The organism is Kitasatospora sp. NPDC002543 (assembly GCF_053594915.1).
The window spans coordinates 21,858-36,709 of record NZ_JBSFWR010000056.1 but is presented as its reverse complement, the minus strand read 5'-3'; the positions used below and the strand labels follow the sequence as shown (position 1 = coordinate 36,709).

Annotated in this window: 13 protein-coding genes; 3 read left to right on the top strand and 10 right to left on the bottom strand. The window is 75.0% G+C overall.

All coding sequences use genetic code 11. The features are described 5' to 3' along the window. Positions 1-25: 25 nt before the first annotated feature. Complete coding sequence (locus tag ACWD4P_RS22950; protein ID WP_449780858.1) at positions 26-1,015, bottom strand: alpha/beta hydrolase; 990 nt, start codon at positions 1,013-1,015, stop codon at positions 26-28. Between the two features lie 323 nt (positions 1,016-1,338). Between ACWD4P_RS22950 and ACWD4P_RS22945 the strand changes: the two genes are divergently transcribed. Together ACWD4P_RS22945 and ACWD4P_RS22940 are read left to right on the top strand one after the other, a co-directional pair. After that, positions 1,339-3,420, top strand: coding sequence for a hypothetical protein (locus ACWD4P_RS22945; RefSeq protein ID WP_449780857.1), 2,082 nt, complete (start codon positions 1,339-1,341; stop codon positions 3,418-3,420). 163 nt (positions 3,421-3,583) lie between these two features. Continuing rightward, positions 3,584-5,032, top strand: coding sequence for a WGR domain-containing protein (locus ACWD4P_RS22940; protein WP_449780856.1), 1,449 nt, complete (start codon positions 3,584-3,586; stop codon positions 5,030-5,032). 48 nt (positions 5,033-5,080) lie between these two features. Here the strand turns inward: ACWD4P_RS22940 and ACWD4P_RS22935 are convergent, their stop codons facing one another. Further along, on the bottom strand, positions 5,081-6,088 hold the full coding sequence (locus tag ACWD4P_RS22935) for an NADP-dependent oxidoreductase (RefSeq protein WP_449780855.1): 1,008 nt from the start codon (positions 6,086-6,088) through the stop codon (positions 5,081-5,083). 193 nt (positions 6,089-6,281) lie between these two features. Here ACWD4P_RS22935 and ACWD4P_RS22930 point away from each other — a divergent pair, with 193 nt between their 5' ends. Then, positions 6,282-6,851 carry a Uma2 family endonuclease gene (locus ACWD4P_RS22930; RefSeq protein ID WP_449780854.1) on the top strand — a complete coding sequence of 190 codons (570 nt, stop codon included), beginning with the start codon at positions 6,282-6,284 and terminating at the stop codon, positions 6,849-6,851. Between the two features lie 30 nt (positions 6,852-6,881). Here ACWD4P_RS22930 and ACWD4P_RS22925 read toward each other — a convergent pair whose 3' ends face one another. The 8 genes from ACWD4P_RS22925 to ACWD4P_RS22890 form a co-directional block, all read right to left on the bottom strand. After that, the gene (locus ACWD4P_RS22925) at positions 6,882-7,913 is read right to left on the bottom strand and encodes an LLM class flavin-dependent oxidoreductase (RefSeq protein WP_449780853.1); all 1,032 of its coding nucleotides are present in this window, start codon (positions 7,911-7,913) and stop codon (positions 6,882-6,884) included. A gap of 263 nt (positions 7,914-8,176) precedes the next feature. After that, positions 8,177-8,566, bottom strand: coding sequence for an SCO5389 family protein (locus ACWD4P_RS22920; protein WP_449780852.1), 390 nt, complete (start codon positions 8,564-8,566; stop codon positions 8,177-8,179). A 164-nt stretch (positions 8,567-8,730) separates the two neighbouring features. Next, entirely contained in the window at positions 8,731-10,275 is a 1,545-nt protein-coding gene (locus ACWD4P_RS22915) for an MFS transporter (protein ID WP_449780851.1), read from the bottom strand. A 252-nt stretch (positions 10,276-10,527) separates the two neighbouring features. After that, the gene (locus ACWD4P_RS22910; protein WP_449780850.1) at positions 10,528-11,667 is read right to left on the bottom strand and encodes a hypothetical protein; all 1,140 of its coding nucleotides are present in this window, start codon (positions 11,665-11,667) and stop codon (positions 10,528-10,530) included. Between the two features lie 308 nt (positions 11,668-11,975). Then, on the bottom strand, positions 11,976-13,154 hold the full coding sequence (locus ACWD4P_RS22905; protein WP_449780849.1) for a Glu/Leu/Phe/Val dehydrogenase dimerization domain-containing protein: 1,179 nt from the start codon (positions 13,152-13,154) through the stop codon (positions 11,976-11,978). Next, positions 13,151-13,366, bottom strand: coding sequence for an MbtH family protein (locus ACWD4P_RS22900; protein WP_359829214.1), 216 nt, complete (start codon positions 13,364-13,366; stop codon positions 13,151-13,153). Before ACWD4P_RS22900 ends, ACWD4P_RS22905 begins: the two co-directional genes overlap by 4 nt. A gap of 24 nt (positions 13,367-13,390) precedes the next feature. Continuing rightward, a complete protein-coding gene (locus ACWD4P_RS22895; protein ID WP_449780848.1) occupies positions 13,391-14,161 on the bottom strand; it encodes an indole-3-glycerol-phosphate synthase in 771 nt (256 codons plus the stop codon). Next, on the bottom strand, positions 14,158-14,850 hold the full coding sequence (locus ACWD4P_RS22890) for a phosphoribosylanthranilate isomerase (RefSeq protein WP_449780847.1): 693 nt from the start codon (positions 14,848-14,850) through the stop codon (positions 14,158-14,160). The genes ACWD4P_RS22895 and ACWD4P_RS22890 overlap by 4 nt, the downstream gene beginning before the upstream one ends. Positions 14,851-14,852 lie beyond the last annotated feature (2 nt).

Here is a 14,852-nt window from a genome sequence, read left to right as displayed (position 1 = left end):
GGCCCGGCCCCGGTGCGGCCCGGCGTCACCCCCGGAGGACGCGTCGCAGCCAGCGGGTGCGGGCCTCGTGGGCGTCCCGGCTGACGGCCGCCCCGGGGGCGAGGGTGTCGAACCCGTGGCAGGCGCCCGGCCACACGTGCAGCTCGGCCTCTCCGCCGGCCCGCCAGATCGCGTCGGCGTAGGCGACGGCCTCGTCCCGGAACGTCTCGGCGGACCCGACGTCGAGGTACGCCGCGGGCAGTCGGCCCAGGTCGGTGGCGCGGGCCGGGGCGGCGTACGGCGAAAGGTCGGTGACGCCGTACCGGTCGCCGAGCAGCGCCTGCCAGGCGGTGGCGTTGGAGGCGCGGTCCCAGGTGTCGTGGCCGGCCATCTGGTGGCTGGAGAAGGTGTCGCCGCGGTCGTCGAGCATCGGGCTCAGCAGCAGCTGGCCGACCGGCGCGGGGCCGCCGCGGTCCCGGGTCAGCAGGGCCAGGGCCGCGGCGAGCCCGCCACCGGCGCTCTTGCCGCCGATGACCACGCGCCGCGCGTCGATGCCCAGCGGGCCCGCGTGCTCGGCCGCCCAGGCGAGCCCGGCGTAGCAGTCCTCGACGGCCCCGGGGAAGCGGGTGCGCGGCGCCAGCCGGTACTCGACGGACACGACCGCCAGGCCGAGCGGCAGCGCCCAGCCGTGCAGCAGCCGGGGCAGCACGGACCACGCGTTGCCCGTCACCATCCCGCCGCCGTGCAGGTAGTACAGCAACGGCAGCGGTCCGCGGACCCCGGCGGGCCGCGCGCTGACGAGCGTGACCTCGCCCTCGTCACCGGTCCGCGGCACGCGCAGCTCCGTCACCTCGAACCGTCCGCCGTCCCGCAGCTGCTCCACCGTCGGGCGGGGCCGGGCCGCGGCGTCCCGCTCCTGCCAGGCCGCCAGCTGCTCCGGGAGGAGCACCTGCCGCGCCCGGTCGCCGGCGGCCGCCAGCGCCGCCCGCACCTGCGGGTCCAGCGGGGGAACCCGCCGAACCGTCGATCCGTCCATCACCGGCACCCCCTCGTCGCTGGGCGCCCTCCGGCGCCCGACCGGGCCAGCTTGCCGGCTCCACCCGAGCGCCGGCCCACCCGTACGGCCGGGCGGCGCCCTTGAACCGGGCCGGGGCCGGCGCCGCCGCGCACGCGTCGCCGGACGTCGACCCGTTCGACGCCCCGGTCTGCCTGGGCCGGGGCCCGCTCCCCGTAGGCGAATTCGGAGGAGCGGGCCCCGGGTGTTTCCTCAGGGTGCCGGGAGCGTAACCCGAGGCACTGACAACTCCCCGGACAGCCCGGCCCGGCGGCTTGTCGGCCCCGCCTGCCAGGATCGCGGCCATGGATCCCATCACAGCCCTCACCGGGCTCGACGACCACCCCTGGGCCGCCCTCTCGCACGCCTACGGCAGCGCCGAGGACCTGCCCGCACTGTTGCGCGCGCTCGCCGAGGGCGAGGACGGCGCGGCCGAGGAGGCGCTCTCCGAGCTGTACGGCACCGTCCTCCACCAGGGCACCGTGTACTCGGCCACCGTCGAGGCCGTGCCGTACCTGGCCCGGATCGCCGCCGCCGGGCGCCGGCCGGCGGAGCTGCTGGGCCTGCTGGGCGCAATGGCCGAGAGCCAGGACGAGTGGGAGGTCGCCGACGGCGCGGTCCGGGCCGCCATCGTCGCCCAACTCCCGCTGCTGCTGCCACTGTTGGCCCACCCGGAGGAGGAGGTCCGGCTGGCCGCGGGCTGGGCCGTCGGCCACACCGGGGACGGCGCGCTCGCGCCCGCCGCGCTGTGGGAGCGCTGGGCGGCCGAGGAGAATCCGGACGTGGCGGCCGAACTGCTCGTCGCGCTCGGCCGGGTGGACCTCGGCGCGGCCGCCGGGAAGGCCAGGTCGCTGCTCGGCGGGGAGACCCCGGTGCCGCTGCGGCTGGCCGCGGTCCTGGTGTGCCTGCGGAACGAGGACCGCTGGGAAGCCGCCCACCACGCGGCCGTGCTCGGCCTGCTGCCCGCCCGCGAGCTCACCGTCGACCGCTACAGCTCCGACCACGAGGAACTGCTGTGCGCGGTCGTCGACACCCTGCTGGAACGCGACACCGACACCGACCGGGAGGCGGCCCTCGCCCTGCTGGAGACCGCCCTCGGCGACCCGCGCCCCGAGGTGCAGTCCGAGGCGCTGTGGGCGGCCGACCACGCCTGCCACGTCTCGCGCCGCGCCCCGGCGCGGCTGGTCCCGGCGGTCGCCAGGCTCGCCGCCCAGGACCCGGCGGCGAGCCTGCTGGCCAAACTCGGACCGCTCGCCGCCGAGGCCGCGCCCGCACTCGTCGAGCTCGCCGCCCGGCCCGACGACCGGGCGGCCGACCAGGCCCTCGCCGCCCTCGTCCGGATCGCCCCCGGGCAGGCCGTCCCGCTGCTCGCCCGCGACCTCGAACGGCGCCCGCAGGCCCGCCGGGCCGCCGGCGACGGCCGAGCCCCGGCCCTGCCCTTCGACCGGGAGCTGCTCGCCGCCGTCCGCGCCCGGCTGGCCGTCGACGGGCTCGACACCAACGAGATCGCCGGCCTCGTCCAGTTGCTGCGCGGCTGGGGCCCGCGGGCCGTCGCCGGGCTGCCCGAGCTGTGCGCGGTGCTGCCCCGCTTCCCCCACGCGGCCTCCGCCGTCGCGGCGGTCGTCATGGGCGGCCCGCCCGAGGCCCGCGACCGGGCCGCCGAGGCGCTGCGGGCCGCGGCGGGCCCGCTCCAGGTGGCCCGCGCCCACCACGAGGTCACCGGCGAGCCCGGTCTCCTGCTCGCCGCCGTCACCGAACGGCTGGCGGCCTCGCGGGAGGTCGCCGAAGCTGCGCAGGCGGCCGCGGACCTGGGCGCGGCCGCCGCCGGGCTGCTCCCGGAGCTGCTCGCCGCGGTCGGCGACGACCCCGAGCCGACCGCCCCTCAGCTGGACGCCGCCATCGCGACGGCCCGGGCGTTCTGGCAGGTCGACGGCGACGCGGAGGAGGCCGTCCGGATCCTGTCCTCCGTGCTCGACCGCATCGCCGGGGGCCGGTCGTGGAACCGCTGGCCGGCGGTCCGCGCCCTGCGCGCCGCGGCCTCCCTCGGGGCGGCCGGTCAGGACCTCGTCCCCCGGCTGGAGGCGCTGCTCGCCGAGGCGGCGCACGCCGCCGGCGCCGCCCGCGCCCTGCTCGACATCGTCGACCCGGACACCCTCGACGTCGACCGCCTCGCGGCGGCCGCGCTCCACTCGGTCGTCACGGGCGCCGACGTCACGGGCGGCTGCGAGGCCCTGCACGCGCTGGGCGCCGCCGCCGGGGACGCCGACCTGGGCCGGTACGTCGGCGACCTCGTCGAGGGCGACCGGCGGATCGTCACCTCCGGCCTCCCGTACGAGATCATCGGCGAGGACGAGCGCCTGCGCGCCCTCCTGGCCGAGCTGTACTGAACCCCGCCGGAACCGGCCGGGTCAGCCCCGCCGGAACCGGCCGGGTCGGTTCCGCCTAGGCTGGCCGGAGCCGAATGTCAGTGCCAGGCCGTAGCTTCGGAGGTGTCGGCGGGCCGGTCCCGAACCGGCCTCCCATCTCCGCTGCCCGAAAGGGGACTCCGCCGTGTCCGTCGCCGTCGAAGAGCAGGTCACGTACCTCGAACTGTCCGAGGACGAGGGGAGCGCGCACAAGTTCTACGAAGTGCGGCTCGCCGGCCAGGTGGTGACCGTACGGTACGGGCGGATAGGCGAGCCTGGCCAGAGCAAGTCGACGACGTTCCCGAGCCCCGAGAAGGCGGCCGCCTCGGCGGCCAAGAAGATCGGCGAGAAGGTCCGCAAGGGCTACGCCCCGGCCGTCCAGGGCGTGCGCCAGCGCCGGGCGGTGACCAGGCGGGAGATCGTCAGCACTCGCTCGACGGCCCGCCAGGCGCCGCTGCTGTGGCGCTTCCGCTCCGGCTCGCCCGCCTTCGGGATCTTCGTCGGCGAGGAGCACGCCTGGGTCGGCAACGAGCGCGGCGACGTCTACACCCTCACCCACGACGGTGAGGTGACGGGCCGCTACGGCCTGCCGGACGGCGTCAAGTGCATCGTCGCGGACGACTGGTGGATCTACGCCGGCTGCGACGACGGCAAGGTGTACGACCTGGGCGGCAAGATCCCGCGGGTCGCGTACGAGATCGCCCAGGACGTGGACATCTTCTGGCTCGACATCCACGACGGCGTGCTCGGCGTCGCCGACGAGCGCGGCGGCCTGACCACGGTCGACCACGAGGACGAGTTCCAGTGGCGCCGTCAGGGCGAGGGCCGGTCCGGCTGGATGGTGCGCTGCGACGCCGACGGCGTCTACCACGGCCACTCGCGCGGCGTCGCCCGCTACGACAACCGCAGCGGTGACCAGCGCTGGTACACCCCCACCCGGGGCGGGGTGCTGTTCGGCTGGCAGGAGGCCGACGAGGTGTTCGCCGGCACCGGGCAGGGCTGGGTGCACCGGCTGCGCAAGTCGGACGGCTCCGAGGTGGCCGCCTACCGCTGCGACGCCGCCGTGTTCTCCTGCGCGGCCTCCCCGGACGGCGAGTACGTCTTCGCCGGGGACAACCACTCCTCGGTGTACTGCTTCGCCGCCGACGGCACCCGGCTGTGGAAGCTCGCGACCGGCTGCGGCTCGGCGTACAGCATGCAGTACCGCGACGGCCGGCTCTACCTGGTGACCACGGACGGCTCGCTGGCCTGCCTCGACGCCGGCGAGCAGGCGGTGCGGGCGGCCGAGGCCGGCACGCTGCCGAAGACGGCCGAGGTCAAGGGCGCGGGCTGGGAGCCGGTGCTGGCCGGCACCGGGGTGGAGACGGTCTCGGTGGCCACCGCCCGGACGGGCACCGAGGTGGAGGTCGAGTGCGTCCAGGACGGCGCCCGGGTGCGGGTGCGGGTGCTCACGCCGGGCTACGACTCCTCGTGGCGGGTGCAGTTCCCCAAGGACATCCGGGTGCCCGGCGCCCGCTACCTGGTCGCCGAGGTGCGGGAGTCGGCCTCGGGCGGCTTCTACCGGGCGCGCGGCGAGATCAAGCGCCTGCTCTGACCGGGGCCCGGGCGGCCACCTCGTGCGGTGGCCGCCCGGGAGCACCGGTCAGGCCAGGCGCAGCACCAGCTTGCCGGTGTTCTCGCCCCGGAAGAGCATCCCGAGGGCCTGCGGGAAGTCGTCCACGGTGCCCTCCACCACCTGCTCCTTGACCTTGATCCGGCCCTCCGCGATCCAGCCGGCCAGCTCGGCGGCCGCCGCCGGGAACCGGCGGGCGTAGTCGAACACCACGAAGCCCTCCATCCGGGCCCGGTGCACCAGCAGGGACAGGTAGTTGGACGGGCCCTGCACGGCGCCCTCGTTGTTGTACTGGCTGATCGCGCCGCAGACGACGACCCGGGCGTGCATCGCCAGGCGGGTCAGCGCGGCGTCCAGGACGGGCCCGCCGACGTTGTCGAAGTAGACGTCGACGCCGTCCGGGGCGTGGGCGCGCAGCGCCTTGCGGACGTCCTCCGCGCGGTAGTCGATCGCGGCGTCGAAGCCGAGCTCCCCGGTGAGCAGCGCGCACTTGTCGGGGCCGCCCGCGATGCCGACCACCCGGCAGCCCTTGACCTTGGCGATCTGCCCGACCATGGTGCCGACCGCCCCGGCGGCGCCGGAGACGACGACGGTCTCGCCCTCCTGGAGCGCCCCGACGTCCAGCAGTCCGAAGTACGCGGTCATCCCGGGCATTCCGAGGGCGCCCAGGTACGTCGACAGCGGCGCGAGCGCGGGGTCGACGGTGAGCGCGCCCTTCCCGTCCGACACCGTGTACTCCTGCACCCCGAAGGCCCCGACCACGTGGTCCCCGACCCGGAACCCGGGGTGCTTCGACGCGACGACCTCCACCACCGAGCCCGCCCGCATCACCTCGCCGAGCCCCACCGGCGGCAGGTACGACGGCCGGTCGTCCAGCCACCCCCGCATCGCCGGATCCAGCGACACGTACCGGGTCCGCCCGAGGAACTCCCCGTCCCCCGGCTCCGCCACCGGCTCCTCCCCGCGCGCCCAGTCCTCCGGTCGCACGTCCCCGACGGGCCGACGGGCGAGGCGGATCTGACGGTTGACTCCGGTCATGAGGTCTCCTGGGGGCTCGGGCCGTCTGGCGGCGGGCCCCGATTCTAAGCAAGCGCTTATTCATATGACTAGAGATTGTCCGGATTCGGCGGGTAGGCCCAGTGGCGCGTGCCCATGCGGGGGCGATGCGCCGGTAGCCTTTTCGCCGGGCAGCCCCTGAGCGCGGAGACCGCGCCGGACAGGAGGGCAGTACGTGAGCACGGCACACATCGGCCCGGGAGACTACAGTCGCGTGCCGAACCCGGAGCAAGCCCGCAAGTATGCGATTCAACACATTGCGGGTGAACGCGTCGAGATCGTCGAGGGAGTCATCACCCCCGCGTCGCCTTCCTGGGAGCACGAGAACACCGTTGACCTGATCCGCTTGCAGATCGGACCCCGCCAGCGGGAGCTCGGACTGCGGTCGGGCTCGGGCAATCTCGACCTTCCGGGTACCGAGAACTATTACATCCCCGATCTGGCCCTGGTTCCGGTCGAACTGGCCGTGAACAATCCTGGTGCGCTGCTCCCTGAGCAGACCGTCCTCGTGGTCGAGGTCACCTCTCCGTCGAACGCCGAGACCGACCGGACCGTCAAGCGCCGGCGCTACGCCCAGTTCGGTGCGCCGCTCTACCTCCTGGTGGACCGTCAGGAGCGGGCGTGCACCCTGTTCTCCCGGCCGGGGGCGCTCGGCTACACCCGGGCCGAGGGGCCGCACCCGTTCGGCGTGCCGGTGCGGCTGCCCGAGCCGTTCGAACTCGACCTCGACACAAGCGAGTTCTGAAGGCGACAGGGGCCCGCGGCCCCCGACCGATCAGTCCTGTCCGGGCTTCCAGCCGAGGGCCGGACCGAGGCGGGTGGCCAGGTCGGTGAGGATCTGTACGTAGTCCTCGTGTCCGAAGGTGAACGGCAGGGCGAAGGCGACCTCGTCGACCTCGCGGTACCCGGCGTGGGCGTGCAGCCGTTCGACGAGCTCCTCGGTCGTCCCGACCAGGTCGGGGGCGAACAGCAGTCGGGCCGGTCCCTGCGGGGCGAGGGTGCGCGGGGTGCGGGCGAGGGCGTAGGCCCGGTACCTGGCGCGCTGCTCGGGGGTGGCGCTGTCGGTGGGGATGACCACCAGGCCCTGGGAGACCCGGGCACGGGCGCCGTCGGGGTGGCGCTCGCGGAAGGCGCGGATCTGGGCGGCCTGAATGGCGGCGAAGTCGAACGGCCCCTGCCCGTCCTCGGGCTTCACGACGCTGCTGGTGAGCAGGTTGATCCCGTGCTCGCCGGCCCAGCGGGCCGAGCGCAGGCTGCCGGCGCCGTACCAGAGCCGGGAGGCCAGGCCGGGGGAGTGCGGCTGGACGCGGCGGGAGTACGTCTCGATGCCCTCGGTGCCGGCGAAGTCGGAGGCGTCCTCGCCGCGGACCAGGGCGAGCAGCCGTTCGGCGCGCCGCGGGCCGAAGTCCTCGTGCTCGCCGGTGTCGGGGTGGAGTGCGCCGCGCACGTGCTCGTAGTGGGTGGGCGGGCCGACGCTGAATCCGGGGTTGAGCCGGCCGCCGGACAGCACGTCCACGGTGGCCAGGTCCTCGGCGAGCCGCAGCGGGTTCTCCCAGCCGAGCGGGGTGACGGCGGTGCCGAGCTGGATGCGGCTGGTGCGCTGGGTGGCGGCGGCGAGCACGGCGAGCGGGGAGGAGATGCCGTACTGGAGGTGGCGGTGGCGCAGCCAGGCGCTGTCGAAGCCGAGCTGCTCGCCGAGGGTGATCAGGTCGAGGGTGGACTCGTGGCCCCGGCGGGGGTCGGCCTCGTCGAAGAGGCCGATGGTCAGGAAGCCGAGTTTCCGCAGCGGGCGAGGGGCCTGCGACATGGTGGGCTCCGCATGGTGAGGGGGTGGCCGGGAGGGGGGCGACTCCCGGACGGGGTGCGTTCCGGGTGCGATGGGGCTCCGGGCGTGACGCGTTCCGAACGGGGTGCGTTCCGAACGTAAGCAGCCGCCGTGCCGCCGGACAAGATCGACGCGCGATCCGGACACGGGCCCGCAACGGCCCGCAACGGGGCGCAACGCGGCGACACGTGCGGCGGCGGCCCCCACCCCGCCACGGAGTGGGGGCCGCCGCCGTGCGGTGGCCGTCAGCAGCTGCGCAGCTCCGGGCTCTGGTTGCGGATCTGGTTGTGCGGCGAGGTGAACTCCCGGTACGCCGCGCCGTCCTCCGTGCCGGGGCGGAAGGCGCCCACCCGGTGGCAGTTGACGAAGGCGAGCTTCACCCCGAAGTGGTTCTCCAGGCTGCCCCGGATCGCGTTGCTGGCGAGCGCGCGCAGCAGCTGGGCGCGCTGCTCGTCGCTGGGCGTGGTGTTGTCGGTGGTGAACTCCTGCTCACCGGTGGCGAGTTCGGTGCTGAGCCCGGCGACGACCTGGTAGGCGTACGGGAGCGAGGTGCGGACGGTGTCGAGGAAGTCGGCCTCGTCGACGCGGCCCTCCTGGGCCTGGGCGAGGAGGGCGGGGGAGACGTCGAGCGACATGGGTGTCCTCTTTCGGGGGCGTGTCGGGGCGTTCGGGGGGCGTGCCGGGGTGTGTCGAGGCACGCCCGACCGCGCCCGGGCATGGCGGGCAGCGGTCGGCCGCAACGGTTGTCGAAGATGAAAACCATTGCAATGAAGACTCTCCCGGTCCCCCTGACGCCCTGTCAAGCACCCCGCCCGGGAGGGCCGGCGGCGGGCTGCGGCACCGGACGGCCGACCTTGATCACGAACACCGCGATCGCCACCGCCAGCGCCGTGAACACCAGGCCCATCTGGAAGGCGCTGCCGATGCCGTGCACCAGCACCTGCGAGGAGTACGGGGCCGGGAGCCGCCCGGTCGCCCGGAACTGGGCGGCCTGCTGCGGGGTGGCCTGCCGGAGGAAGGCCGCGGCCTGCTGCCGGGCCTCGTTGCCGCTCGCCGTGCCGTACACGGTGACGAGGATCGACAGGCCGAGCGAGCCGCCGATCTGCTGGGTGGTGTTGAGCATGCCGGTGGCCGCGCCGGTCTCGCGCGGGGAGACCCGGGAGACGACGGTGAGGGTGGCGGGCACGAAGATCGAACCCATGCCGAAGCCGAACATCATCGTCGGCCCCAGGACGCCGCCGACGTAGCTGGTGCCGAGGTCGATCCTGGTCGCCCAGATCACCCCGCCCAGCACCAGCAGCGAGCCGGTCACCAGGAAGGGTTTCGGCCCGAAGCGCAGCTGGTTGCGGGCGGCGAACTGGGCGGCGGCGACGATGGCCACGCTGATCGGCAGGAACGCGAAGCCGGCCCGCAGCGGGCTGAAGCCCAGGATCTCCTGCACGAACAGGGTGATGAAGAAGAAGATGCTGAACATCGTCGCGGCCACGCAGAGCAGCAGCCCGTACGCGCCGGAGCGGTTGCGGTCGCGGAACAGGTGCAGCGGGGTGATCGGCTGCGGCACCCGACGCTCGTTGACCAGGAAGGCGGCGATCAGCACGACGGCGAGGCTGAACGAGGTCAGCGTCACGGCGTCCGTCCAGCCGTGGTCGGAGGCGCGGATGAAGCCGTACACCAGGGAGACCATGCCGGTGGTGGCGGTGAAGGCGCCGAGCAGGTCGAAGCGGCCGGGGTGGCGCTCGGACTCGTTGATGTAGAGCGGCGCCAGCAGGGCGATCGCGATGCCGATCGGCACATTGACGAACAGGACCCAGCGCCAGGACAGCCAGGAGGTGAGCATGCCGCCGAGCAGCAGCCCGATCGCGCCGCCGGCCCCGGCGACGGCGGAGTAGACGCCGAACGCCCGGTTGCGTTCCTGGCCCTCCTTGAAGTTGGTGGCGATCAGTGCCAGCGCGGTCGGCGAGGCGATGGCCCCGCCCACGCCCTGGAGCGCCCGGGCAGCCAGCAGCCAGGCGGAGGACTGGGCGACGCCGCCGAGCAGCGAGGCCAGGGCGAACAGCAGCACGCCGACGACGAACACCCGCCGCCGCCCCAGGATGTCGCCGGCCCGTCCGCCGAGCAGCAGCAGCCCGCCGAAGGTGAGGGTGTAGGCGTTGATGACCCAGGACAGGTCGGTGGTGTTGAACCTCAGCGCCTGCTGGATGTGCGGCAGCGCGATGTTCACGATCGTGATGTCCAGGACGACCATGAGTTGTGTCGCCGCGATGACGGTGAGTGCTACCCCCGGGTGCTGGCCCCGACGTGCGGTCGCGGGCGAAGCCTCGGCCAGGGCGCGCGAGGTGGCCATGGCAGGTCCCCCAATGGGTGAGGGGTCAGGAGCGGGTAGGGGAGACGGATTCATTCACCACTACCGACGGTATCCCCGGGACATAGGGAACACAATCGTTCATTACGTCCACAGGGGAGACGCGCCTGCTCGTTCCCGGGCCCGGGCCTCCGACGGCCTCCTCCCCGTACCGGGCGGTAGGTGTTCCAGGGGCCGCCCCCGCCCGACGCGGCCACCCCGCCCCGGCGGCGGGGCGGGGCGGCGCGGGCCCGGTCAGAGGGCGAGGATCCGCAGGGTGGAATTGACGGCGAGGTAGAAGGTGTGGGCGTCGGGGCCGAGGGCCAGGGCGGTCACCCAGGCGAGGCCGGTGATCTCCTCGCCGGGGACGAGGGCGCCGGTCGCGGTGTCCAGAGCGAGGATCGAGGCCTTGCCGTCGGAGCTGGTGAGGTCCTGCTGGAGCATGTACAGCCGGGTGCCGTCCGCGGCCACCGAGGGGTTCTGCAGCCACTGGCCCGGGGCGATGTCGAGGGTGGCGAGGGTGTCGGTGGCGAGGTCGACGGCGTATCCGGTGCCGTTGTTCCCCACGCCGTAGAGGCGGGTGCCGTCCGGGGAGAGGGCCAGGCTAGGGACGGCGCCGATCGGGGCGGGGGTGGTTCCCGCGACGGTCGGGGTCCCGGTGCCGGTGTCCAGCCGGACCAGGTTCTCGTCGGTGGCGGTGTACGCGGTGTCACCGTTCGGAGCCGTGACGATCGAGCCGAGGTAGCGGCCGGGTACCGGCACGGCGGCGGTGAAGGCCTGCTGCTGCGGGGAGAAGGACAGGACCCGGGCGCCCGGTTCGGCCGGGCGGTGGTAGCGGGCCGGTCCGTCCTGGCCGACGTAGACGGTGGCGCCGTCCGGGCCGACCGCCAGCGAGGTGAGGGCCCCGGGGAGGGTGCCGTCGGGTCGCGGCTGGTCCGGTGCCGCCGTGCTGGAGACGACGGTGCCGGTGGCCGTGTCGATGGTGCCCAGGACGGACAGCGGTGCCTTGCGGGCGGTCGAGAACAGCACGTGGACGCGTGAGCCGTCCGGGCTGACGGCCAGCGGCCCCGGACCGGCCCCGAACCCGGTGGACAGGGTCACCACCGCGGTGACCGCGCCGCTCTGGGTGTCGACCACCTTCACCTTCGCGCCGTTGGTGGTGTCCTTCACCGCGACGTAGGCCCTGCGCCCGTCCGGGCTGACGGCCACCGAGGCGGGTGACGAGTCCAGTTCGACGGTCTGCGGGACGCCCGCCACCGGTCCGCCGGACGTGCCGCCGGACATGCTGCCGGACGTGCCGCCGACGGCGCCGGCGGTGCCGGTCCCGGTGAGCAGCAGCGCCCCCGCCACCGCCAGGGAGCCCAGCCAACGGGCCGTCGAGACAAGCGGGTTCATGGAATCCTCCCCTTCGTGCACCGCGGGTCCCCGCGGTGGAAGGACGACGCTACGGGAGGAACCCGGTCCGCGGTACGGCCTCACCCGGGAGGTGCGGGCCGCCGGGGGAGCGGTGGGCGGCCAGGAGGTCGCCGGGGCAGGAGGCGGTCCGCGACGGCCGGACCTCGGCGCAGGCCGGCTGCGCCGCCGCGCGGCGGGTGCGGAGGCGGCAGCCGGACGGCGGGCCGGAGGCGGCGAGGGCCGCGCCGGGCCGCTCGCCGCGGTTCCGCGATGAGCGGCCCGGCGCGAGGGCGCGTCCGCCGGCCCGGTCACCGCTCGGCCGGCACCTCCGGTGCGGAGGCGCCGGCCCGGGCCGGCAGCGAACCGAGGAGCTGGGTGACCGGGTCGGCGCTGCCCGAGGCGCTCAGCTCCTGCACCAGCTCGCAGTTCCGGGCGACCCTGCCGGAGACCCAGTCGCGCAGCCACGCGGACAGCCGCGGGAGCGGCAGGTCGGACGGGGCCAGGCCGGTGAGCACGCACCCGGTCGCCGCCGCCCCGCCGACGTTGACGACCACGTCCGGCAGGACGGTGTGGCCGGCCTCGCGCAGCAGCCGGCGGGCCGGTGCGGTGCAGCTCAGGTTCCCGCCCTCGACCACCAGGCGGGCCCGGACCTCCGGGACCGCCTCCTCGTCGACGGCGGAGGCGGACGCGGCCAGCACCAGCACGTCGGCGTCGACGTGCAGCCACGCCCGCCCGGGCCCGTGGGCCGTGACCCGGGCGGGCAGCCGGCTGCGGTCGATGGTGCCGTCGCTGCTGGTGAGCGCGGTGAGTTCGGCGACGGGCAGTCCTTGCTGGTCCTCGACGGTGCCCCGGACGTCGGCCACCGCTACCACCAGGTGGCCGTGGGCGGCGAGGTGGGCGGCGACCGCGCGCCCGACGGTGCCGAAGCCCTGGATCGCGACGCGCTGCGGGGTCCGCGCACCGGAGGCCCGCAGGGCGCCGAGCACCGCGACGGCCACGCCGTAGCCGGTGATGTCGGCCATGTGGTCCCACAGTTCGGCCCAGCCGACGGTGAGGCGGGTGGTGCCGGGGCGGCGGGTGACGTCGTACCCGGCGGCCTCGAAGGCCAGCCGCCGGTCGGCGTAGGTGGTGCCCTGGTCGCAGCCCAGGTACACCCCGCCGTGCAGCAGGGGGGCCGCGGCGCGGCCGAACCCCCGCATCACCTCCTGCCGTTCGACGGCGGCGTCCGGATCGGGGGCGATGCCGGCCTTGGCGCCGCCGATGGGCAGGCCGACCAGTGCCAGCTTGTGGGTCATCGCCCTGGCGAGCCCGGCCAGCTCCTGCTCGGTCACCGTCGGGGTCATCCTGGTGCCGCCCATGGCCAGGCCGTCGACCATGGAGTCGACGACGACCCAGCCGCGGGCCCGGCACTCCGGGAGGTTCAGGGTGGTGGAGAGCACGGGCGCGGAAGCCGGGCGCGCGCCGTGCGGCGCGAGCGCGGGGCTCACCGCGCACCCTCCTCCGGGACGGACCGCAGGCGCAGGCTGCGGGGGCGCATGTCGGTCCACACGCGTTCGATGTGCGCGAGGCAGTCGTCCTTGGCGCCCCGGACGCCGGCCTCGTGCCAGCCCGCCGGCGTCTCGCGGTCGGCGGACCAGATCGAGTACTGCTCCTCGTCGTTGACGACGACCTTCCACTGCTCGGGTGTCGTGCTGGTCATGCCGTTACCTCCGGTTGTCGGTGCTCAAGGGGTCCGCCGGGCGGCGGAGAGTGGAGCCGGTTCGTGGCCGGCGTCGGGGCGGGTGCCGCGACGGGCGGCGAGGTGGGTGGCGAGGCGGGCGTCGAGGCCGTCCAGCCAGGCCGGCAGGCTGGGGGCGCGCAGCAGGCCCGTGCCGATGAGCACGCCGGCGAAGCCCTCGTCGAGGAGGCGGGCGGCGTCGTCGGGGGAGCGGACGGCTCCGGCGCTGACCGGGCACCGGGTGCCGCCGCGCAGCACCGCGGGCAGGAGCGACGAGCTCCGCCCGAGGTCGCCCGCGCCGCGCTCGCGGTCGGTGATGTCCTTGTTGTTCACCGCGACCACGCACTCCTCGGCGCGCGGTACGCGGCTGATCTCCTCCTCGGTGGTGACCTCGACGAACGGGGTCAGGCCCAGGCGCAGGCCGTGCTCGACCAGGTGGCCCAGGGTGGCGCGCGGCAGCAGCGCGGCGGTCAGCAGGACGGCGGACGCGCCGTTCTCGCGGGCCTCGCGCAGTTGGCCGCGGCGGGTGATGAAGTCCTTCTGCAGGACGGGCAGGTCCGTCGCCTCCACGACCTCGCGCAGCAGCTCCGGGGTGCCGCCGAACCACCGCCCGGTCACCACCGACAGGCAGGGTGCGCCGGCGTCCCGGTAGTCGGCGACCAGCCGGGCGGCGGACCTGCCGCCGAACAGGTCGCGCCCGGCGGCGTCCTGGCGCTTGAGCTCCATGATCACCGGTCGGCGGGCGTCCAGCAGCGCCTCGATGAAGGCGGCCGTCATCCGGATCCTCCGGCAGCCCCGGCGCCGTCCGGCACCCGCCAGCCGCGCCGCACGGCCGTGATCCGGTCGGTGCTCAGCCGTCCGTCCGGGTCCCTGGCCGCGGTGTCCACGTCGACGCCCAGGAACAGGGGGTGGTCCACGACCGCCCGGTAGTCCTCCCGGTTGTCGGCCGAGATGCCGCCGGCCAGCAGGAAGGGGCGGGAGAGGCGGTCGGCGATCCCGAGGACGGCCTCGCGGTCGGCCGGTCGCCCGGTACTGCCGATCCGGCCGTCGCCGGCCACCGCGTCCAGCAGGAAGAGGTCCGTTCCCGCCCGCTCGTAGGCCGGGATCAGCGACCGCTCCGCGCGGGTGTCCGCACCCAGGTGCAGCACCTTGACCACGGTGAGGTCCGTGGTGCTCTTCAGGGCGCGGACCAGTCCCGGCGGCTGGTAGCCGTGCAGTTGGACCCACGGCACCCGCCCGGCGCCCGTCGCGGTGCGAATCGCCCCGGCGTCGTCGAGGAAGGTCACGAGGACCGGACGCAGCCGCGCCGTTCGGTGTACGGCGTGCGCGACCGTGGTGAGTTGACGGAGCGTCAGTTCGGCGCGGCCGCCCGGAACGCCGTGCCACAGGCCGACGAGGTCGGCTCCGGCCCGGTCGAGCGATGCCACGTCCTCGGCCGAGGCGGCTCCGCAGATCTTGAGCAGCATCG